Below are 20,563 nucleotides of genomic sequence, written 5' to 3'. Positions count from 1 at the left end.
GGATAGCCATGCTGACTCTCAGAGACATCCTCCGCCCCCTTTGGGTCCTAGGCCTAAGTCTCAGTTTGGTGGTCTGGATGGGATGGTTAGGGTGGGGTGGAATGGCGATCGCGGCCTCAGCCCCCGCCGAAACCGTCTTGGTTCACTTAGGGGCTGCCGACGGCCAGCTCGTCTTTCAGCCCAACCAGTTCGACTTTACAACAGGGCAGCGCTACAAGTTGGTGCTAGATAACCCGAGCGATCAAAAGCATTACTTTACCGCTAAAGATTTTGCTGACGGCATTTGGACCCAAAAAGTTGAGGCGGCTGGGGTCGAAGTTAAAGGGGCCATCCACGAACTGGAACTGAAGCCTGGGGCTAGGGCAGAATGGGTATTTGTTCCCCAAAGACCTGGCCAATATGACTTACGTTGTACAATTCCTGGCCATGCCGAAGCCGGTATGACCGGCCAGATTACCATTCAAGGGTAACTGGTCAGGTACTTCAATCGGCTCAGTGTAGACACTATGACCGGTACATTTGGCTGTTGTCTCAGGTAGATCTACCACGACTAGCCAAATGCACCGAATCTATTCACCGGTCTATCTGCTACCTATGGGGTTTCGCCGCCTGGGTCAGCCGGGTCAGCTGGGTCTTCAGGGGTTTCCATCGGCTCAGTCGGGGGTGCTTCTTCCGGAGGGGGAGCCATGTCGCCACCACCATCACAAGCTACCCCAAGCACAGACAGACTAATTAAAACAGGCAATGTAGCCCAAAGCTTCATTCGCATTTTGAATACTCCAATACGTCATCTGACATCACAAAACAAGCTTTCGCGTACCTACTCTAGGCGATTTCAGAGCAGTAAATATCTATCTCAGGGCAAGTGTCTTGGTTAAAACACCCAGCGCCTGAGTACTCAACCAGGTTAACATTAGACTGCTACCATTGAGGATCCACTGCTTCGTAAAAGCTATTAACTAACCCATGGGTTTAGTGATTGCGAAATTTGTCCAATATATATTAGTCAATTCAGTTGACAAAATCATGTCAAGCCCATGTCATTTCCATGACTAGTACTCTAAGGCAGAAATGAGTCTATCATTCACGAGACTAAGGGCTTACCGGTATAATTCCACTTGAAGGGCTTGGCCAAGGTGCGATTAAAGTAGTCTACGAAGGCGAGGATCTTGGCTTTGAGGTCAGCCTGACTGGTGAAGCTAGAGCGGCGTAGGAGTTTGTGCACCAGGATGCTGAACCAGACTTCGATTTGATTGAGCCAGGAGCACTGTTTAGGGGTGAAATGCACGACCAGCCGATGGGAGGGGTCTTGCAAGAAATCCGAGCGAGTGGCCATTGAGGCCAGGATGCCCGATTTACCCTTTTCGCCTAGCTCAATGGGCTCAGGTTCAAGTTCAGCGACTAAGCGCACCAAGGACTCGGATTGATGGGTGTTGAGACAATCCATCACGAGGTGAATTTTTGGGGCGGTGGGTGCTGGGCCAAGGAGGGCTTTGAGATGAACATCTAAATCAGCCTCCGTCCGGGCATCCCCGACGCTGGCCTGGTCGATCTGTTCGGTCGCGACATTCAGCAAGGCAATTAAGGTCTGGGTGCCATGACGGATGTACTCAAACTCGACCTTTTCACAGCGCCCTGGATTCATCTCCAGATTGGGCATGGTTCGCTCCAGAGCTTGAATAATGGCATCTCGCTCCTGTAACGAAAACGGATTGATGTCATTCAGTCCATCTGTCGCTACTGACTTAGGTTTTTTGAGCTTGCCAGCCACACCAAGAAACGGATACGGATTCAACCTATCGAAAGCCATATCAGCTTCTATAAGCTTTGCCTTGGCCTCGACAATCCTTCGATTAATGACCGTGTCAGGCAGCTCAAGGCTTAGGTAGTGACGCTGCCCGCCATAGGAGGAAACCAGTTGCAAGCGGTTATTTGACGACTTGACCTGAACGGTTCCCTTGGATGCTTTTGGATGCTTTGCGTTTCTTAGGGGAGCTAGTCATGGGCATCTCCGCAAAATTAATGCATGTGTACTGCTTTTGGCCATCTCGACTCTACCCCAAACTTACCCCAATAATGGGCTTAAAGTGGTGCAAAATGACCTAACGCTTACCCCAATTTTCGACGATTTTGAGGGTTGACGAGTTCCATCAAGAACTTTAAGAGCCCTGGAAACAAATGTTTCCAGGGCTCTTCAGATTAAAGCGGGTGATGAGACTCGAACTCACGACATTCAGCTTGGGAAGCTGACGTTCTACCACTGAACTACACCCGCAGGGAGAAATTTTGAGCTGTAAATTTTAAGTTTTGAATTAGGATTGCCGCCCGAACTCAAAACTCAGTACTCAAAACTCGCTTCCCCATTATACGGCCTGGGCCGCTATTTGCTCAGGGTATATTCCTTCGTCGCAGGCTCTGGGGGCGGCGGCGGGGGGGAGCCAGAATCTTGGCCGGTCAGACCATCGAAAAGCTTGGCGATCGCCCCATTGGCCCGGTCAATATACGTAAATAGCACCGGCACCACCACCAGGGTCAGCAGGGTAGAAGTGGTAAAGCCGCCGATCACCGCGATCGCCATGGGGCTGCGGGTTTCCCCTCCGGCCCCCAGTTCCAGGGCAATGGGCACCATCCCGGCCATGGTGGAAATGGAGGTCATCAGAATCGGGCGCAGGCGGGTCACCCCAGCTTCCATCACCGCTGTCTTACGGGATTTGCCCTGCTGCTTGGCCATCAGGGCATAGTCCACCAGCAGAATCGCATTTTTGGTCACCAGGCCCATCAGCAGCACAATGCCGATCAGGGCAAACAGACCCAGGGGCTTTTGGAAAATCAGCAGACCCATCAGCGCCCCGCCCACAGATAGGGGCAGGGCCGCCATTACCGCCACCGGGTAGATAAAACTGTTGTACAGCAGCACCAGCACCGCAAAGATCATTAGCACCGCTGTGCCCAGGGCCAGGGCAAAGCGACTAAAGATATCCCGCATGATCTCGGCTTCCCCGGCAGGTTGTTGGGTAACGCTGGCGGGCAGATTTTGCATGGTGGGCAGGTCATCCACCAGGGCCATGGCCTGGCCCAGGGTAATATCCACCAGGTTGCCCCCCACAGTGACCTGGCGAGACCGGTCAAAGCGGTCGATCTGGGCGGGGCCACTGCCGAAGCGGACGTCAGCTACGGCCGCCAAAGGCACCAGGCGGCCATTCTGGCTGGGCACCCGCAGGGTCTCCAGCAGGGTGGGGTCGTCGCGGAAAGCAGGGTCGATTTGCACCCGGATTGGGATTTGCCGGTCTTCGAGGTTAAAGTCGGCCAGGTTGGCATCGCTGTCTCCCAGGGTGGCCAGGGAAGCAGTAGAGGCGATCGCCTGCACGGTCACCCCCAAATCCGCTGCCCGCTCTATATCCGGCACGATTTGTACCTCGGGCCGCACCAGGCTGGCGGTGGAGCTGACATCCACCAACCCCGGAACTTGCCGCATCTCCCGCGTCAGTGAGTCCGACACCTGACGCAGGGCCACTGGGTCATCACTCTTCAGCACCACGGTCAGGTCCTGGCTTTCACCCCCTGCCCCCTGGCTCTGGAAGGTGATGCGAGCCCCAGGGACTTCGGCAAACAGAGGACGAATCTGCTGCTCAAACTGGTTCTGGGAAACATCCCGCTGATTGCGGGGCAACAGACGGGCGAAGACCGTGGCCCGGTTAACGCCGTCCTCGCCACCCTCTGTAGCCAGCACCGCATCCACCGCCGGATTAGCCAGCAGTTCTTCAGTCAGCCGGGTGGTGACCTGCTGGGTATCGGCCAGGGTAGCCCCGGGCGGTAGTTCCACGGTGATGGTGGACAGACCGGCATCGCTGGCGTCAAACAAGTTAGTGGGGATGAAGGGCACCAGCCGCAGACTGCCGATGAAGAACACCAGGGCGATCGCCAGGGTCAGCCCCCGGTGCCGCAAGGCCCAGCCCAGGAGACCCCGGTACGGCCCTGGTCTGCCGCTAAAGGCCTCCATTGATTCCCCGGCCTGGATGGTGCGGGGTTTAGATTTGAGCAAATAGGCAGCCATCATCGGTGTCACCAGTCGGGCCACCACCGTAGAGAAAATCGTCGCCGTGGCCACCGTCACCCCAAAGGGTTGGAAGAACTGTCCCGGCACCCCGCCCATAAACGCTACCGGCAAGAACACGGCCACGATGGTGGCGGTGGTGGTCAACACCGCCAGGCCCACCTCTGCCGTGGAATCCAGGGCCGCCTGGAAAGGCCGCTTACCCATGCGAATGTGGCGCTCCACATTCTCAATTTCCACGATCGCATCGTCGACCAAATTCCCTACGGCCAGGGTCAGGGCCAGCAGGGTCATGCTATTAAGGGTGTAGTCAAACCAGCGCAGCACCAGAAAGGTCGGGATAATCGACAGGGGCAGCGCCGTGGCCGTAATTAGCGTCGCTCGCCAGTCCCGCAGAAAGCAGCCCACCACCACCACCGCCAGGATACAGCCCAGGATCAGAGCGTTGATGGAGGCCTGGTAGGAGTCACGAATGTCTGTGGCCCGGGTGAAGATCAGCTCGATATCGATGTCCTCGGGCAGGGTTTGATTCAGCCGTTCTACCGCCGCTATTACTCCGTCCTCCACCGACACCAGAATGCTGCCCGTGCTGCGGAAAATCTGAAAGGCCACCACCGGCTGATTGCTGAGCTGGGCGGCCTGGCGCGCCTCGGCATAGCCCAGGTCAACCTGCCCCAGACTGGTGATAGGAACCGTCGTGCCACTCGGTAGGGTGACTCTTGCCGATTGCAGGGCTTCCACGGTCTCAGCACTGCCCAGGGTGCGAAAGCTCTGCTCTTGGCCCCCCAGGGTGGCCCGCCCGCTGGGCAAATTGATGTTGAGGGCACGAATCTGATCATTCACCTGGGTGGCGGTAATGCCCAGGGCGTCCAGCTGCTCCGGGTCCAGGTCAACGCGAACTTCCGGGTCAACCCCCCCCACCCGGTCCACCCGCGCTACCCCCGGTACCGTCAGAATTTCCTGGCTAATGGTGCGATCCACCAGGTCACTGAGCTCCTCCACAGAGCGCTGGGAGGAATTCACAGCGTAGGTCATCACCACGCCGCCACCAAACTCCAGCCGCTGAATCACCGGCTCTTGAATCCCCCCCGGCAAGTCCTGGCGAATGCGAGTGACCGCGTCCCGCACATCGTTGGTGGCCCGGTCCACATTGGTCCCCAGCACGAACGAAATCACCGTTGTAGATGACCCATCCCTCACCGTAGAGCGAATCTCGTCAATGTCCCCCAGCCCTGACACCGCATCTTCGATCGGCCGGGTGACCTGGTTCTCTAGTTCCTCTGGCCCCGCCCCGGTCTGGGTGACGGTGACAGTAATGGCCGGAAACTCAATGTTCGGGTTTTCGTCGATGCCCAACCGCCCAAAGGACACCAACCCGGCCAGGGTCAGCACCAGAAAGAGGACGATGATTGGAATGGGACGTCGGATAGACCAGCCGGAGAGGTTCATAGGGGAGTGGATGGGTGGATGGGTGGGCGGGTGAAGAAGTGGGGAGATGAAGGGTGGATGGGTGTAGACGCGGAGTGGCTTCCCGCAGGGTAGGGGGGATGGGAATGGGGTAGGGGCAGACCTGTGTGTCTGCCCTAGCGATGAAATTGTAGGTGGGGAGGTGGGGAAGGTGGGGAGGTGGATGGGTGGATGGGAATGGGGTAGGGGCAGACCTGTGTGTCTGCCCTAGCGATGAAGTTGTAGGTGGGGGAGGGTGGATGGGGGGAAATTGGGCCTGTCCACTCCTCGGAGGGGGTGGGTCAGTGGTGGGGCAGCCAGGAAGGGGCGTAGGCCACATCAGGCGTTACAGAGACTGGTGCAGTCACCGGTAAATTCTAGGCTCGCTACCCATCCACCCTTCGACAAGCTCAGGGCAGCGCCCATCCACCCATCCACCCATTACCCCACCACCCCACCACCCCACCACCCCATCACTTCATCACTTCATCACTTCATCACTCCCCCACCCTAACCACATCACCGTCTTCTAAGAACCCGACGCCAGAGGTGACTACCTGTTCCCCGGCGGTCAGCCCTTCGCGAATCTCCACCCGGGCGGCTTGGTCGCCGTTGGCGGCGATGCGGTTACCTGTTTCCACGGTGCGGGCCTCCACCACATCCCCTTCCCCCAGCACAAACACCTGGGTGGTGCCGTCGGGTTGGGGCTGTAGGGCGGCGGCGGGAATGGTCAGCCCCTGACGGGAGCTGGTGGTGATTTCGCCGCGCAGGAAGATGCCGGGCCGCAGCAGGTCGCTGGCTGGCAGGGCGATGTTGACTCGGGCGACGCGGGTTTCAGCTTCCACCAGAGGATCGATGGACTGGACGGTACCCTGCAGTTGAATGCGGCTATCAGCCCTGGATCGAATGGCCACGGGAGCCCCCACAGAAACTTGCTCTAACTGAGCCTGGGGCACTTCGGCGACCAGTTTCAGTTGATTGTCTTGAATCAGGGTAACAATTGAAGTGCCAGAGGCAGAGACATCGCCGACGGTGGCCTGGCGTTCGGCCACCACCCCGGCTACGGGGGCACGGACGGTGGTTTGGTTGAGCTGGGTTTGCAATCGGTCGATGGTGGCTTGCTGCGATCGCACCCCCGCCTCGGCACTGTCCACCTCCGCTCGCGACAGGCTGATGGCCTCTTGGGCCGTGACCACCTCGGTCTGTTGACGGGTTAACTCCTGCTGGCTAATGGCCCCCTGTTCAGCCAGGGTGCGCAGCCGCTCCAGGTTTTGCTGGGATTCTGACAGACTGGCCTGGGCCTGGGATAAGGCCGCCCGTCGCTGGGTCACCTGGGCCTGGGAGACCGACAGCTGGGCCTGGGCCTGGCGCAGATCGGCTTGCAGGGTGGCATCATCCAGGGTAGCCAACACCTGTCCGGCGGTCACCTGATCCCCTTCCCGCACCAAGATTTGTTGAATTTGCAGGCCACTGGCCTGGGGCGACACCGTCAGCAGATCGATCGCTTGCACCGTCCCATTCACCGTCAGGGTATCGGCGACGGTGGCAGATTCCACGGGGGCCACGGTAACGGTTTGGGAGGCGACAGCCACCTCGGGTTGAGGGTCAGCATCGTTGACTGGGGCAGCGCGATCGCCCCATAGACGGGTACCCAGGAGGGTTAACAGCACCCCGGCTCCAAGGCCTGCCAGCACCCCCCACCAGCGCCCTTTAGACGCCACTGGCCCGGCGATTGTAGCCGAGTCATGTGAGGTTGGCTCATCTCCGTTGGTTGTTGGGGTTTGGGATGGCAGCCCAGATTGGGGAGCGTGGATATTGTGCACAACGGGATCCTTGGATGCGGTGACCAAAAAAGGTTACGAAATGTTTATTTTCCATTATGGCTTAAACTCTGTCATCCCTGGGATCGTTGATTGGGCTAGGGATCGCGCCCCCAGGCCCGATTGTTTAAGGGAATGCCAGCGGTGGAGCTGATTGGAATCACAGCGCTATATCAACCCGGTTTGGTGTAATACAACAAGTAATCAGTTGCGTGAGTATCGTTCGGACCCTGTCGTCACTCTCCCCCTCACGCCAGTGGTTAACCCCATTCGACTCAGAGAAGGCAGGTCTTAGGCATGTTTAACGCCACCGAAATCCTAATCAGCGACTTTGTGACCAAGTTGCGGATTGGCTACCACCGCACCTATGGCGGTCAGAATCCCGACTACGAAGACATTATTGCCTGGGCCGGCAGTATGGCCCTAGAAAACATTGCCAATAGTGATGCCCTTTACCACAATGTCGAACACACCATTCTAGTTACCCTGGTGGGTCAGGAGTTGCTGCGGGGCAAGCACATCCGGGAAGGGGGCGTCACCTGTAAAGATTGGCTGCACTTTATTATTTCCCTGGTGTGCCATGACATTGGCTACGTCAAAGGGGTCTGCCGCTGCGACCAGGACCGCAACCACCTGTACTCCACCGGTCAGGGGGATGAAATGGTGATGCTGCAGCCGGGGGCTTCTGACGCTTCCCTCACCCCCTACCATGTGGACCGGGGCAAGCAATTTATTGAAGAGCGGTTCGGCGCCAACCCACTGATTGAGGCCAGTGTGGTGAAGCACAATATTGAGCTGACTCGCTTTCCGGTGCCCAAGGAAGAAGACCACCAGGACACCCAAAACTTTCCGGGGCTAGTCCGCGCCGCTGACTTGATTGGCCAGTTGAGCGATCCGCGCTATCTGAAGAAAATTGCGGCCCTATTCTATGAATTCGAGGAAACCGGCCAGAACAAGTACCTGGGCTATCAGAACCCTGGCGATTTGCGAGCCAACTACCCCAAGTTCTACTGGAATGTGGTGCATCCTTACATCCAAGATGGGTTACGTTACCTGTCCCTAACCCAAGAAGGCAAGCAAATCATTGCTAACCTTTATTCAAATGTGTTTATGGTGGAGAACGAGCAAACCGTAATCCACATCTAAACCCAATCCAAGTTCAGGCCTGGAGCTCTGCCTGTGGTAAGTCTCCAGGTACCAAACTGGACCGCATACACTTCTAACCTTAATTCTGGCTATGACCTGGTGGCGCAAGCTTAAAACCAATCGCCTGGCCCAACTCGGGGCAATGCTGCTGATTGTCCTGTATCTGGCCGCCTTAGGGGCTGGCTTTGTTGCCCCCTACAGCCCCTACGAGGCCCAGCTAAATGGCTCCTTGCTGCCCCCCACCCAAATCTACTGGCGCGATGCGGACACGGGGCGGTTTTTCCCCCATGTGTATCCCACCACCCAGGGGCCGGTGGATTTGGTAACTGGCGATCGCGAGTTGGTGGTCGATCGCAGCCAGCCCTCCCCCATCCGGCTGTTGCACCGTAACGAAGCTGGCCAACTGAAGTTGTTTGATACCGCTGGCCCCGGTCGCCTGAACCTGCTGGGGACCGACGAGCAAGCCCGAGATCAATTTAGCCGCCTGGTGCATGGCAGTCGGGTCAGCCTCAGTGTGGGGCTGATTGGCATTGCTATTTCTTTTCCCCTGGGTATGATTGTCGGCGGCCTAGCCGGCTATTTTGGTGGTGCCGTAGATGCGGTGCTGATGCGGCTGGTGGAAGTGATGATGACCATCCCCGGCATTTACCTGCTGGTGGCCCTGGCGGCGGTGCTGCCCCCCGGCATTTCCAGTACCCAGCGATTTCTCTTGATTGTGCTGATTACCTCATTGATTGGCTGGGCGGGCCTAGCCCGGGTGATTCGCGGCCAGGTGCTTTCCATCAAAGAGCAAGACTTTGTTCAGGCTAGTCGAGTGATGGGGGGCCAGCCTCTGTACATTATTACCCGCCACATTCTGCCCCAAACCGCCACCTACGGTATCATTGCCGCTACCCTGGCCATTCCCGGCTTCATTCTGGCCGAAGCCGTGCTCAGCTTCATTGGCCTGGGCATTCAGCAGCCGGATGCCTCTTGGGGTAACATGCTCAGCCTGGCCACCAACGCCTCAATTTTGGTGCTGCAACCCTGGCTGGTGTGGCCCCCAGCCATTCTGATTGTGGTGACGTCCCTGGCCTTTAACCTGCTGGGGGATGGTCTGCGAGATGCTCTTGATCCCCGAACATTGAAGCAGTAGCCATTTAGTGTATTTCTGTAAATTGACCCCGCTTTTTCTGGTGGGATCAGATAACGTGAACGTGGGTTCAAAAGCCCAACCAAAGGACTTTTGCAACCCCTAGATTGTTAAATTAAAGGGCTTAAGTAAGATTGGTGAAAGAGGTCTAGAAAGTTCAGATTGGGTTCTGATTAAAACGTCTATAGACATCCGAAAACCCTCTGAGGTTACGCCAACCAGCTATAGCTAAATACCACAGAGCCAAGCGGCTAAGCTGTCTCTAGGAGGATGTTCACGACATCTACCACAGTGTGTCAGGAGATGATAACGGCTCCCCCGACAGTCCAACCAGATCGCCGAAAACTATGGCTCAGACCGTGTAGCCAGCCCACTGCTGATCGCTTTACAAAAGGCATAACAAGCCTGAATAAAACCTTAATTATTTTTAGGTCTACTGAAGGCTTTGATAGTCTGTTTTTGAGGTTTCTGATCAACGCTTTATTGGAGGATTAACCGTCACTGCAACGCTAGATTTAATGTTTAACGGTTTTCGCTATGCCACCTACCGCCACTACCTCGCAGGTTGAGTCTGCCCAAGCCAAATCGGCTGCCCAACCGACCAAAGCCAAGGCCAAACCCGATCTCCGCTTCAAGCGCCTCGACATCACCATGAAGCGGCACCAGCATCAGCCCGATGCCTTGATCGAAGTCCTCCATGTGGCCCAAGAAGCCTTTGGTTTTTTAGAAGAAGATGTGCTTCAGCACATTGCCCATGGCCTGAAGCTTCCCCTCAGCAAGGTGTATGGCGTCGCCACGTTCTATCACCTGTTTTCCCTTAAACCCAGCGGCGCTCACACCTGTGTGGTGTGTATGGGCACCGCCTGCTACGTCAAAGGTGGGGACAAAGTGATGGAGAAATTACAGGAAGAATTGGGCATTGAACTGGGTGAAACCACCCCCGACGGCAAGGTCTCCCTAATGGCCGCCCGCTGTCTGGGGGCCTGCGGTATCGCCCCCGCCGTAGTGTTTGATGGCACCGTCGGCGGCAAGCTCTCCCCCGAGCAGGCCGTCGCCAAGGTCAAAGTCTGGGAAGGGGAGGGGTGATTGGGTAGGGCGTAGTTGAAGAACGTAGGGCGTAGCCCGTGCGTAGCAAAAGGAAGAATCCAAAATCCAAAATCGAGCTGACCCACCCCTGCCTACTTCGGCAAGTTGCCCCTCCGGGGCCGCTACACGAACAGCACAGGCCTCCCAGGAGGGGATGCCAAAATCCAAAATCCAAAATTCCTCACCGCCTCCATTCCCCCGCCAGGGCGGACACACAGGTCCGCCCCTACGTATTTGAAGAACGAAAAACGAAAAGGGAAGAATCCAAAATTCAAAATTCCTCACCGCCTCCATTCCCCCGCCAGGGCGGACACACAGGTCCGCCCCTACCCATCCACCCATCCACCCATCCACCCATCCCCCCATCCACCCATCCACCCATCCACCCCTTCACCTCCCCCCCAAGGAACACTCCCATGGACCTACAAACCCTCCAAGATATTGCCAAGGCTGAGCGCGATCGCCAGAAACCGGTGCGAGTCCACTGTTGTACCTCCACGGGCTGTCGGGCCGCAGACGCCATGGGTATCTATGGCAACCTGCAACAGGCGGTCAAAGACCAGCACCTGGACGATCGGGTGGAGGTGGTGGGGGTAGGTTGCATGGGGTTTTGTGGCCGGGGGCCGCTGGTGCAGATAGACCCGGATGATCGGCTGTATGAAGAGGTGGTGCCTGACGAAGCTGCCAGCATCATTGAGGCAATGACCGGTGGCGAGGCCAAGCCGATTCAAGGGGATCCTCAGCATCCATTTTTTGCCCGTCAGATGCGGGTGGTAAGAGAGTACAGCGGCAAAATTGATCCCGAACGGATTGAGGACTACATTGCGGTGGGGGGCTACCAGGCGTTGCACAAGGCCATCTACGAAATGACCCCCGCTGAGGTGGTGGATCAGGTTTCCCAGAGCGGCCTGCGGGGGCGGGGCGGGGGCGGCTACCCCACTGGACTAAAGTGGGCCACGGTGGCCAAAATGCCCGAGGGCCAGAAGTACATCATCTGCAATGGGGATGAGGGTGACCCCGGGGCCTTCATGGACCGCAGCATTCTAGAGAGCGATCCGCACCTGGTGCTGGAGGGGATGGCGATCGCAGGCTACGCCGTCGGGGCCAACCACGGCTACATCTATGTGCGGGCCGAGTATCCACTGGCGATCGCCCGACTGCAAAAAGGGATTCAGCAGGCCAAAAAGTATGGCCTGCTGGGCAGCCAGATCTTCGACTCCCCCTTTGACTTCAAAATCGATATCCGCATTGGGGCCGGGGCCTTTGTCTGCGGCGAAGAAACCGCCCTGATTCAGTCCATCGAAGGCGGGCGAGGCAACCCGGTGCCTCGGCCCCCATACCCTGCCGAAAAGGGCCTCTATGACTACCCTACCTTGATCAACAACGTCGAGACCCTGGCCAATATCACGGCGATTATTCGCAACGGGGCCGACTGGTACGCCAACATCGGCACCGACAACAGCAAGGGCACCAAAATCTTTGCCCTCACCGGCAAAATCCGCAACAACGGCCTGATCGAAGTACCCATGGGCATTACCCTGCGGCAAATTGTGGAAGAGATGGGTGGCGGTGTGCCCGACGGCGAGGTGAAAGCCGTCCAAACTGGGGGTCCTTCCGGCGGCTGCATTCCCAAGTCCATGCTGGATACCCCGGTGGACTACGACTCTCTGCGGCAAGTGGGCTCGATGATGGGGTCTGGGGGCATGGTGGTGATGGATGACGCCACCAGCATGGTAGGCATTGCCCAGTTCTACATGGAGTTCTGCCGGGGAGAAACCTGCGGCAAGTGTGTCCCCTGCCGCACCGGCACCGTACAGCTCTATGCCATGCTGTCTAAAATTCTCAAGCGCCAGGCCACCGCTGCCGATTTGACCAAAATGGAAGCCCTGTGCGAAATGGTGCGCGATACCAGTCTCTGCGGCCTGGGCCAAACTGCGCCCAACCCCGTCCTCAGCACCCTGAAATATTTCCGGGAGGAGTATGAGGAACTGCTAGTCGAGCCTGACTACCTGAGCGCCCTCAACGGCCAAGCCACCCCCAGCGAGGTGAACGCATGATGCCAGACCAAAGACCCCAGGATGCTGCCCTAACCCCCGACTCTTTACCCAAGTCCCTCCCTAGAACCCTGGATTCTGGAACCGCCCGGAGGTTGCCATGAGCTATCAGCGCGTGATCATTCCCCGGCACGGTAACGCCGAAGTGCTGCACCTTAAGGAGATTAACCATGGCCGTAAGAACCCTAAGTATTGATGGCAAGGATATTGCCGTAGAGGCGGGCACTAGCATTATGGATGCGGCCAAAGAAGCGGCAGTACCCATCCCCAAACTCTGCCATCTGGAGGGGTTGACCCCGGTGGGGGCTTGCCGCCTTTGCCTGGTGGAAATTGAGGGCTTAAACAAGCTGCTGCCCGCCTGTGTCACCGAGGTGTGGGAAGGCATGGTGATCCACACTCAGACCCCGAAACTGCAAGAGTATCGCCGCATGGCGGTGGAGCTAATTTTTGCTGAGGGCAACCATGTGTGCTCTATCTGCGTGGCCAACGGCAACTGTGAGCTACAAGATGTGGCCATCGAGGTGGGCATGGACCACAGCCGCTTCCCCTACCGCTTCCCCGATCGCGGCGTTGACCTGTCCCATCCCCTGTTTGGCATTGACCACAACCGCTGCATCCTCTGCACCCGCTGCGTCCGCGTCTGCGACGAGGTAGAAGGGGCCCATGTGTGGGATGTGGCCCAGCGGGGGGCCGCCTGCTACATTGTCTCAGGTCTAAACCAACCCTGGGGGGAGGTGGACGCCTGTACCTCCTGCGGCAAATGTGTGGATGCCTGCCCCACGGGGGCCATCTTCAAACAGGGCAGCACCACTGGCGAAAAGCAGGCCGATGCCGACAAGTTAGAATTTTTGTACACCGCCCGGGAGAAGCACCAATGGACAAGATAAGGTTTGCCACGGTTTGGCTGGCGGGTTGCTCGGGCTGTCACATGTCGTTTTTAGACCTGGATGAGTTTTTGATCGACCTGGCGGACCAGGTAGAGGTGGTCTATAGCCCCGTGGGCTGCGACCTGAAGCACTACCCCGAGGCTGTGGATGTCTGCCTGGTGGAAGGGGCTGTGGCCAACGAAGACAACCTGGAATTGATCTATCAGGTACGGCGCAACACCAAACTGCTCATTTCCTTTGGAGACTGTGCCGTCACCGCCAATGTGCCCGCCATGCGCAACATGCTGCGCAACAGTGCCGAGGGGGTGTTGAAGCGGGGCTACCTGGAACTGGCGGATGCCAACGCCCAACTGCCCCACGCCCCGGGCATTGTGCCCGAGCTGATCGACCGGGTGACCCCGGTGCACGAAGTGGTACCGGTCGATATCTTTATGCCCGGCTGCCCTCCCTCAGCGGATCGCATCCGGGCTACCATTGAACCGCTGCTACATGGGCAACAGCCTGAAATGGCAGGTCGCGAGATGATTAAGTTTGGTTAGTTAGTTTGAGGAACCTATCTATGAGCGTTGACAGCAAAGAGTTCAACGAAGAGCTGCAAAAGGCGATTGACTACGCCCACCAGGTGACCGCAGAAAAAGGGGAAACGTCCTCCGAGGCCGCCGCCGCTTGGGACGCCGTTGAAGAAATGCGGGCCGAAGTCTCCCACCAGCACCAGCAACCGAAGAAAACCAACTTCGATAAGTACCTGGAAGAAAACCCGGAAGCGATCGAAGGGTTGATGTACGACACGTAATCGCGATAGCGGCGCACTGCCGTGCGCCGCTATCGATCCTTTCTTAAAGGCCGGAGAACAACCATGGCAAAAACCGTAGTTATCGACCCCGTTACCCGCATTGAAGGCCACGCCAAGATTTCGGTCTTTTTGGATGATGCGGGTGAAGTGTCTAATGCCCAGTTTCATGTGGTGGAATACCGGGGGTTTGAGAAATTTTGTGAGGGTCGCCCCTATACGGAGATGGCGGGAATCACAGCCCGGATTTGTGGCATTTGCCCAGTGAGCCACCTGATTTGCTCGGCCAAGACTGGGGATAAGATTCTAGCGGTACAAATTCCTAAAGCGGCGGATAAACTACGTCGCCTGATGAACCTGGGCCAGATCACCCAGTCCCATGCCCTGTCCTTCTTCCACCTCAGCAGTCCTGACTTTCTGCTGGGTTGGGATAGTGACCCGGCCAAGCGAAATGTATTCGGCCTGATTGCCGCCGACCCCGACCTGGCTCGGGCAGGCATCCGTCTGCGCCAGTTTGGCCAAAAGGTGATTGAGATTCTGGGGGGTCGCAAAATCCATGCCGCCTGGACCGTACCCGGCGGCGTGCGAGAACCCCTGAGCGAAGAGGGGCGAGCCTGGATTGTCGATCGCCTGCCGGAATCCTTTGCCACCATTCACAAGGCCCTGGATATTTTCAAGGGGTTGATCACTGGCCCTATGCAAGCAGAGGTGGAGGTGTTCGGCGAATTTCCCTCCCTATTTATGGGCCTAGTGGGAAAAGATGGCCAGTGGGAGCACTACGACGGCCATCTGCGGTTTACCGATAGCCACGGCAATATTGTGGCCGATGGCCTCAGGGAAGATGATTACCAAGACTTTTTGGGGGAAGCGGTAGAGAACTGGTCTTACCTGAAGTTCCCTTACTACAAGCCCAGGGGGTACCCGGATGGCATCTATCGGGTGGGTCCGTTGGCGCGGCTGAATATCTGCGATCGCATCGGCACCCCCCAAGCCGACACTGAACTGCAAGCCCTGCGGGACTATGCTGGCGGCGTCCCCACCTCGTCGTTCCTGTATCACTACGCTCGGCTGGTGGAAATTCTGGCCTGCCTGGAACATATCCAGCTGTTGATGGATGACCCCGAGATTATGTCCCCCCGGGTGCGATCCCATGCTGGGGTGAACGCCCTGGAGGCCGTGGGCGTCAGTGAGGCCCCTCGCGGCACCCTATTCCACCACTACAAGGTGGACGACAACGGCCTGATCCAGAAGGTGAACCTGATCATCGCCACGGGCCAGAATAACCTGGCCATGAACAAAACCGTCACCCAAATCGCCAAGCACTACATCCACAGCGAAGATATCCCAGAAGGATTTTTGAACCGGGTAGAGGCAGGCATCCGTTGCTATGACCCTTGTCTCTCGTGCTCGACCCATGCGGCGGGGCAAATGCCCCTGCATGTGCAACTGATGGCGGCGGATGGCGGTGTGATCAAAGAGGTTTATCGGTAGTACAGAAAGGCAGAAGGCGAAAGGCAAAAGGCAGAAGGCTCGCTATCCTTTCCTCGTGTTCAGTTGAACAGGAAAGGGCGGGGTGGTCCCCTCCCACGGAGGGGTGCCCGGAGGGCGGGGTGGGTTCTTCGGATTTGCTTGACCCACCCCTGCCTACTTCGGCAAGCTCAGCACAGGCCTCCCAGGAGGGGATTTTGGACCTTGGCCAGGTCAAATGATTCATTCACCGTAACTTTCGGGGCCACTTGGGGCCGCTCCCTTCGCCATCACCGCCTCCACCTGGGGGCGGCTGGGCATAGCCGCCTGCGCCCCTGGGGCCATCACCGCACAGGCGGCTACTGCTGTGGCGAATTCACAGGCCGCAACTAGGGACTGCCCTGCCCCCAGGGCGGTGGCTAACCCGCCATTAAAGGCGTCTCCGGCAGCTACCGTATCGACCACCGGCACCGCCAAGGCGGGCTGGTGAAACCAGGTCTCTGGGGTGGCCACCACCGTCCCCTGGGCTCCCAGCTTAACGATCGCCACCGCCACCCCCCGCTGCACTAGGGCTTGGGCGGCTTGACAGGCGCTGGGGATGTCGTTGACCTCAAACCCGACCAGGTGGCTGGCCTCTAGTTGGTTAGGGGTAATGATGTCGATATTGGCCAAAACTGTATCGGGCAGCTGGGGCTGGGCCGGGGCTGGGTCGACCATCACCCTGGCCCCTTTCGCTTTTGCCGCTGCTGCTGCCGCCATCACCGCATCCAGGGGAATTTCAAACTGAAGCAGCAGCCAGTCCTGGGGGTGGACCTGGGCCATCAGCCGGGCCACATCGGTGGCGTCCACCTGGCCATTCGCCCCTGGTACCACCACAATTTGATTATCCCCGGCCTGGTCCACCACGATGGTGGCAATTCCGGTGGCGGTAGTGGGGTCTATGGTCACCGCTGTCGTATCAACCCCCGCCTGGTTCAAACTGGTCAGCAGAGGTGGCCCAAAGGCATCATCCCCCACCCGACCCACCAGCCGCACGACTGCTCCCAGTCGAGCGGCGGCCACCGCCTGGTTAGCACCTTTGCCCCCTGGCACGGTGACAAACTGGCTGCCCAGCACCGTTTCGCCCGGGGCTGGCAACCGGGGAGCCTGGCACACCAGATCCATATTCAAGCTGCCCAGGATATGTAGGGTGGGGCTGGCCATGGCTAAAACAATCCATCGTCATCCAGGGTGCTGGTTTCAGCGTCGTAGGGGGAGGGGGGGCGATCGCTGCTCCAGGCCCACCAGGGGGTTTCGCATTCCCCACAGTGGTAAAACTCTTGCCATTTGCGTCGGTGGTGCTCTCCATAAACCGGCGATCGCCGGTTGATCCACACCGCCTTGGCTTGCTGGCTGCTGGCCCCACAGCGGGGGCAACAAAATTCGGTGGCGTGGGTGGCGGCCTGGGTCCAGTCGGGAGGCAGAGGTGAAAAAGCGTCCATAGGGTTCTTGCTGGGATAGATCCATTATGGAGGCATTGATCCAGATTGTCCCCCGCTGATCTTACTGGCTCTGGCTTACTGGCTCTGGGCTCGCAGTCCCTGCTGAAAGGTCTTGGCTGCTGCTAAATCGGCCACCAGGGCTTGATACTGTTCCCAAGACACCCGACTGAGTACGCGCCGTTCTTCGGGGTCGTCCAGGGCGATTCGATTGGCCAATTCGTTCAGGAGAACCATCACTGTCAACCCCAGGGTATTTCATTCAGCAATTCTCAGTATGACTTGACTGATTGACGAAAGACCGCTCAGGCTGAGCTTGTCGAAGCCCGTTCACCCTTCGACAGGCTCAGGGCGAACGGCCAATTTACCAAAATGAGAATTGCTGTATTTCATTTATTGGTTTTGTTTATTGTAGATGCGTCTGCAATACCCAGCGGCGAAACACCTCAACAATAATCGCTACCTGCCCCTGGTCTTGGCGCACCACATCGTGATTTTCTAGGGTTTGTACAGCCGCCGCGCAGGCGGCCTCGTCCAGGTCAACCGCTTCCCAGAGGGCTTCTATGGGTAGTCCATCCGGGTGGGGAGCCAGGGCCGCCAGCAGCGCCTGCTGACCGGCTGGGTCCTGGCCCGCCTGAGCCCACACCCCCTGGAAGTAGGGCTTGCCCTTGTCAAAGAAGTCGGGCTGGTCGATCACCGCCTGCACGTCTGCGACCATGAATTTAGGCTCGCGGGACTGCTGGCGCTCGAACACCTGGTCGTTGTAGCGGCGCACCAGTTGGAAGCCCACCAGTTGGGTGAGGTAGGGCTGGCCAGCGGTGAGTTCCCAGATGGCATCGAGGGCATCGTAGTCGTAGTCGAGGGGGAAGTCGCCGCCGGGGTTGGGCAGCAGGTCTTGCACCGTAGTGGGCTGAAAGAAATCGACTTTGATCGGAATGACGCTGGCGAAAAAGGGCTGAAAGTAGTCGGCGGACATTTCTTCCAGGGTGTGCAGCCCGGCAAAGGCAAAGCCCACCCTGGGGCTATCCTGCACCAGCCCCCGCAGGTAGGCCAAAAAGCTGGCCTCTAGCTTACCGGCGTCGATCAGTTCTTCAATTTTCTCGAACTCATCTAGGGCAATAATTAGCCCCTTGCCGTCGGCAAGGGCGTCGGTGGCCCGCTGCATAAACCGCTGGAAGCTGCGGGCCGGGCTGGTTTCCATGTCGGCATCCCTGGGGGGCGCAATGACCAGGGTCGCCGCCACCTGGTCGCTGATGGCAGACAGCACATCGCTGAGGTTTTCGGCCATGGCGCTTTGCAGCAGGTTGACGTAGGCGATATGGATACCTGAACCCAGCCGAGACTCGATGTTTTTGAGAATGGAGGTTTTACCCATGCGGCGATGGCCGAAGATCACCACCGATTGCAGATTGTGATCTTCGGCCATCATCCACAGCTCTTGGAGTTGCCGCATGATGTCGTCGCGGCCTACAAACTGCTCCCCCTCGACGGGATCGCCGATGACGTAGGGATTTTGCACCGGCTGGGTAATCGCCAGATCGCCTACTTCAGCGGTGATTTCCAGCAAGGCATTACGCCAGGTTTTGGCAATTTCGATCACCAGGGAACGTTCGGCTTCGGGCAGGTCGGCTTCGTTTTCAATAATGTGTTGCAGTTCGCCAAGGGCACGATTGGTGGCGAAAGCGCGGGCAGTGCGGGAGGCGCTGATCTGGACAGTTTTGGTATCTTTGACAACCTGGTAAAACCGATGGATGGCGGCCCAGGTTTGAGAACGGAAGGTGCAATCCTGGGGGAGTTCAGGCAGCTCGATGGCGGCAATTTCCTTGACCATCCTAGCAGCATCGAAGCGAGCGAGGAGCCAGGCAAGGCCATACATTTCTTCGCCATGGCGAATATTGCGAATGTTTACGAAAGCTTTGACGGCGGCGGCGGCTTGTTCTTCATGGAGAAGCCAGAAGCCAGCGGCCACAGCACGGGCGGGGGTATCAAAGCGGAGAGGAGGATATATAACAAATGAATGAAAGAACGACCTCTTATATTTAAGAGCTGCATCCAAGGATATGGAATTGAATTTAATTAAAGACCATGCAAAAGAGCTCTCGGCCAGCTGAGCCATGTGTTCGACTAGTTGACAAGTAGGTGTTTTAGCTAAATGTTCGTTAAAAAGGCTAATAACAGGGATAAATTGACGAGTATAAGTTATAATTTGATCGGTGTTTTCAAGACTAGCTTCCCAGCTTTCATTCATATTTTTTCGCAAGTACCGGCAAATGAAGGGTAGCGACAATAGTGTAACTGAGCCAGCTTTTGGGATATGCCTTTCGCAAAAAAATGGACTTAGCAACATGGCAATGAGCCAGCTGTCAGGCCGTGAAAACACCACATCAATAATAATTGCTGAAGCCAGGGTAAGCACTGTAAATCCTGCCATGTAGGAAAGCATGGCTCCTGTGAAGATGAGAGAACCGATGAACGTGCCGAACTCTGTTACAGAAGCTTCCCGAAAATTGCTTGCCGCGACACTACCAGTTACCCCAATTAACGCAGTTGACATCAAGGCTGAGAAAGTTAAAGAATTTATGATTTTGACATAACTGAATTCCATTCTCAACGCCATGCCTGTCGCCACGCTCAAAACTACTCCATAAGATGCGCTCAAGGCTGCAACGAATGAAATGCTTGATGCAACTGTTTCTACCCCTCCTATTGACATGAATTCAGATATGACAAATGCAATGACTCTAGCAGGGTCTTTTAATAAGTATTCTGCTACGCCGAGCACTATATCTTTTGCTACAGCTTCCGTTACAGGAAATACAGCAGAAAAGGTAATAACAAACGCCATGCCTTCAGATATACCTCTCGCTACCCCTCTCGCTGCGCTCAATACTGAAATCCCCATCACGCTCCCTACTAGACCTCCTATTACAATGAGCCACCTAATAGGAATCCCGGCTTGCTCTGCTAGTAGTCCCAGTAATAGCGACATCGAGATTGTAAGTAATATTCCTTGGATCATAAGGCGGCGCTGCACCCAATTGCTACTTAAGGCATCACGTAGGATATACATCTTTTCGCGCCAGCTAAATTCGCCATTTAGTATGTAACTGCCGCCAAAGCGATCCACATACCACCGCAACGCCTGGGGAAAATAAAACACCCAAAACAGCAGCCGCAGGTAGTCGAGGGGGTTCCACAGCGAC

At 57.2% G+C, this 20,563-nt stretch carries 16 protein-coding genes, 1 tRNA gene and 1 pseudogene; 9 read left to right on the top strand and 9 right to left on the bottom strand.

Annotated features, from left to right (window positions below; all coding sequences use genetic code 11):
• The first annotated feature begins 77 nt into the window (after positions 1-77).
• Positions 78-470, top strand: coding sequence for a plastocyanin/azurin family copper-binding protein (locus E1H13_RS00700; protein WP_278002489.1), 393 nt, complete (start codon positions 78-80; stop codon positions 468-470).
• A gap of 122 nt (positions 471-592) precedes the next feature.
• On the opposite strand, the gene E1H13_RS00695 is transcribed toward E1H13_RS00700, so the two are convergent.
• The 5 genes and pseudogenes from E1H13_RS00695 to E1H13_RS00675 all read right to left on the bottom strand — a co-directional run bounded on the left by E1H13_RS00695 (position 593) and on the right by E1H13_RS00675 (position 7,221).
• The gene (locus tag E1H13_RS00695; protein ID WP_169611461.1) at positions 593-769 is read right to left on the bottom strand and encodes a hypothetical protein; all 177 of its coding nucleotides are present in this window, start codon (positions 767-769) and stop codon (positions 593-595) included.
• A gap of 315 nt (positions 770-1,084) precedes the next feature.
• Positions 1,085-1,678: pseudogene (locus E1H13_RS00690) on the bottom strand (transposase); the annotation flags it as partial.
• Positions 1,679-2,203: 525 nt separating this feature from the next.
• Positions 2,204-2,275 (bottom strand) — tRNA-Gly (locus E1H13_RS00685).
• 105 nt (positions 2,276-2,380) lie between these two features.
• Complete coding sequence (locus tag E1H13_RS00680; RefSeq protein WP_169611460.1) at positions 2,381-5,503, bottom strand: efflux RND transporter permease subunit; 3,123 nt, start codon at positions 5,501-5,503, stop codon at positions 2,381-2,383.
• A gap of 494 nt (positions 5,504-5,997) precedes the next feature.
• Positions 5,998-7,221: an efflux RND transporter periplasmic adaptor subunit gene (locus E1H13_RS00675; protein WP_347404098.1), complete on the bottom strand. Its 1,224-nt coding sequence runs from the start codon at positions 7,219-7,221 to the stop codon at positions 5,998-6,000.
• A gap of 396 nt (positions 7,222-7,617) precedes the next feature.
• Here E1H13_RS00675 and E1H13_RS00670 point away from each other — a divergent pair, with 396 nt between their 5' ends.
• The 8 genes from E1H13_RS00670 to E1H13_RS00635 all read left to right on the top strand — a co-directional run bounded on the left by E1H13_RS00670 (position 7,618) and on the right by E1H13_RS00635 (position 15,906).
• Positions 7,618-8,466 carry an Npun_R2479 family HD domain-containing metalloprotein gene (locus E1H13_RS00670; RefSeq protein ID WP_169611459.1) on the top strand — a complete coding sequence of 283 codons (849 nt, stop codon included), beginning with the start codon at positions 7,618-7,620 and terminating at the stop codon, positions 8,464-8,466.
• Positions 8,467-8,557: 91 nt separating this feature from the next.
• On the top strand, positions 8,558-9,601 hold the full coding sequence (locus tag E1H13_RS00665) for an ABC transporter permease (RefSeq protein WP_169611458.1): 1,044 nt from the start codon (positions 8,558-8,560) through the stop codon (positions 9,599-9,601).
• Between the two features lie 534 nt (positions 9,602-10,135).
• Entirely contained in the window at positions 10,136-10,684 is a 549-nt protein-coding gene (gene hoxE, locus E1H13_RS00660) for a bidirectional hydrogenase complex protein HoxE (RefSeq protein ID WP_169611457.1), read from the top strand.
• Positions 10,685-11,100: 416 nt separating this feature from the next.
• Positions 11,101-12,741: a NuoF family protein gene (locus tag E1H13_RS00655; protein WP_169611456.1), complete on the top strand. Its 1,641-nt coding sequence runs from the start codon at positions 11,101-11,103 to the stop codon at positions 12,739-12,741.
• A 167-nt stretch (positions 12,742-12,908) separates the two neighbouring features.
• The gene (hoxU, locus tag E1H13_RS00650) at positions 12,909-13,625 is read left to right on the top strand and encodes a bidirectional hydrogenase complex protein HoxU (protein WP_169611455.1); all 717 of its coding nucleotides are present in this window, start codon (positions 12,909-12,911) and stop codon (positions 13,623-13,625) included.
• Entirely contained in the window at positions 13,613-14,164 is a 552-nt protein-coding gene (locus tag E1H13_RS00645) for an oxidoreductase (protein ID WP_169611454.1), read from the top strand. The genes hoxU and E1H13_RS00645 overlap by 13 nt, the downstream gene beginning before the upstream one ends.
• A gap of 20 nt (positions 14,165-14,184) precedes the next feature.
• Positions 14,185-14,418 (top strand): Calvin cycle protein CP12, encoded by a 234-nt coding sequence (locus E1H13_RS00640; RefSeq protein ID WP_169611453.1) that lies wholly within the window; start codon positions 14,185-14,187, stop codon positions 14,416-14,418.
• A gap of 63 nt (positions 14,419-14,481) precedes the next feature.
• Positions 14,482-15,906 carry a Ni/Fe hydrogenase subunit alpha gene (locus tag E1H13_RS00635; RefSeq protein ID WP_169611452.1) on the top strand — a complete coding sequence of 475 codons (1,425 nt, stop codon included), beginning with the start codon at positions 14,482-14,484 and terminating at the stop codon, positions 15,904-15,906.
• A gap of 219 nt (positions 15,907-16,125) precedes the next feature.
• On the opposite strand, the gene rbsK is transcribed toward E1H13_RS00635, so the two are convergent.
• The 4 genes from rbsK to E1H13_RS00615 all read right to left on the bottom strand — a co-directional run bounded on the left by rbsK (position 16,126) and on the right by E1H13_RS00615 (position 19,329).
• Positions 16,126-17,085 (bottom strand): ribokinase, encoded by a 960-nt coding sequence (gene rbsK / locus E1H13_RS00630; protein WP_169611451.1) that lies wholly within the window; start codon positions 17,083-17,085, stop codon positions 16,126-16,128.
• A 2-nt stretch (positions 17,086-17,087) separates the two neighbouring features.
• On the bottom strand, positions 17,088-17,363 hold the full coding sequence (locus E1H13_RS00625; RefSeq protein ID WP_169611450.1) for a hypothetical protein: 276 nt from the start codon (positions 17,361-17,363) through the stop codon (positions 17,088-17,090).
• Between the two features lie 75 nt (positions 17,364-17,438).
• Positions 17,439-17,597, bottom strand: coding sequence for a hypothetical protein (locus tag E1H13_RS00620; RefSeq protein ID WP_206069816.1), 159 nt, complete (start codon positions 17,595-17,597; stop codon positions 17,439-17,441).
• 169 nt (positions 17,598-17,766) lie between these two features.
• Positions 17,767-19,329: an ATP-binding protein gene (locus tag E1H13_RS00615; RefSeq protein WP_347404097.1), complete on the bottom strand. Its 1,563-nt coding sequence runs from the start codon at positions 19,327-19,329 to the stop codon at positions 17,767-17,769.
• Between the last annotated feature and the right edge of the window lie 1,234 nt (positions 19,330-20,563).

This window comes from Nodosilinea sp. P-1105, from assembly GCF_012911975.1.
Taxonomy (GTDB): Bacteria; Cyanobacteriota; Cyanobacteriia; order Phormidesmidales; family Phormidesmidaceae; genus Nodosilinea.
Note: the sequence above shows the minus strand (reverse complement) of the source record. Positions and strands in the feature narration are given on the sequence as shown.

Excerpts from the sequence above, each read along its gene's own strand:
- rbsK (WP_169611451.1), bottom strand. The coding sequence starts at position 17,085 with ATGGCCAGCCCCACCCTACATATCCTGGGCAGCTTGAATATGGATCTG.
- hoxU (WP_169611455.1), top strand. The coding sequence starts at position 12,909 with ATGGCCGTAAGAACCCTAAGTATTGATGGCAAGGATATTGCCGTAGAG.
- E1H13_RS00625 (WP_169611450.1), bottom strand. The coding sequence starts at position 17,363 with ATGGACGCTTTTTCACCTCTGCCTCCCGACTGGACCCAGGCCGCCACC.
- E1H13_RS00620 (WP_206069816.1), bottom strand. The coding sequence starts at position 17,597 with ATGGTTCTCCTGAACGAATTGGCCAATCGAATCGCCCTGGACGACCCC.
- E1H13_RS00665 (WP_169611458.1), top strand. The coding sequence starts at position 8,558 with ATGACCTGGTGGCGCAAGCTTAAAACCAATCGCCTGGCCCAACTCGGG.
- E1H13_RS00635 (WP_169611452.1), top strand. The coding sequence starts at position 14,482 with ATGGCAAAAACCGTAGTTATCGACCCCGTTACCCGCATTGAAGGCCAC.
- E1H13_RS00640 (WP_169611453.1), top strand. The coding sequence starts at position 14,185 with ATGAGCGTTGACAGCAAAGAGTTCAACGAAGAGCTGCAAAAGGCGATT.
- E1H13_RS00695 (WP_169611461.1), bottom strand. The coding sequence starts at position 769 with ATGCGAATGAAGCTTTGGGCTACATTGCCTGTTTTAATTAGTCTGTCT.
- E1H13_RS00645 (WP_169611454.1), top strand. The coding sequence starts at position 13,613 with ATGGACAAGATAAGGTTTGCCACGGTTTGGCTGGCGGGTTGCTCGGGC.
- E1H13_RS00680 (WP_169611460.1), bottom strand. The coding sequence starts at position 5,503 with ATGAACCTCTCCGGCTGGTCTATCCGACGTCCCATTCCAATCATCGTC.
- hoxE (WP_169611457.1), top strand. The coding sequence starts at position 10,136 with ATGCCACCTACCGCCACTACCTCGCAGGTTGAGTCTGCCCAAGCCAAA.
- E1H13_RS00670 (WP_169611459.1), top strand. The coding sequence starts at position 7,618 with ATGTTTAACGCCACCGAAATCCTAATCAGCGACTTTGTGACCAAGTTG.
- E1H13_RS00700 (WP_278002489.1), top strand. The coding sequence starts at position 78 with ATGGGATGGTTAGGGTGGGGTGGAATGGCGATCGCGGCCTCAGCCCCC.
- E1H13_RS00655 (WP_169611456.1), top strand. The coding sequence starts at position 11,101 with ATGGACCTACAAACCCTCCAAGATATTGCCAAGGCTGAGCGCGATCGC.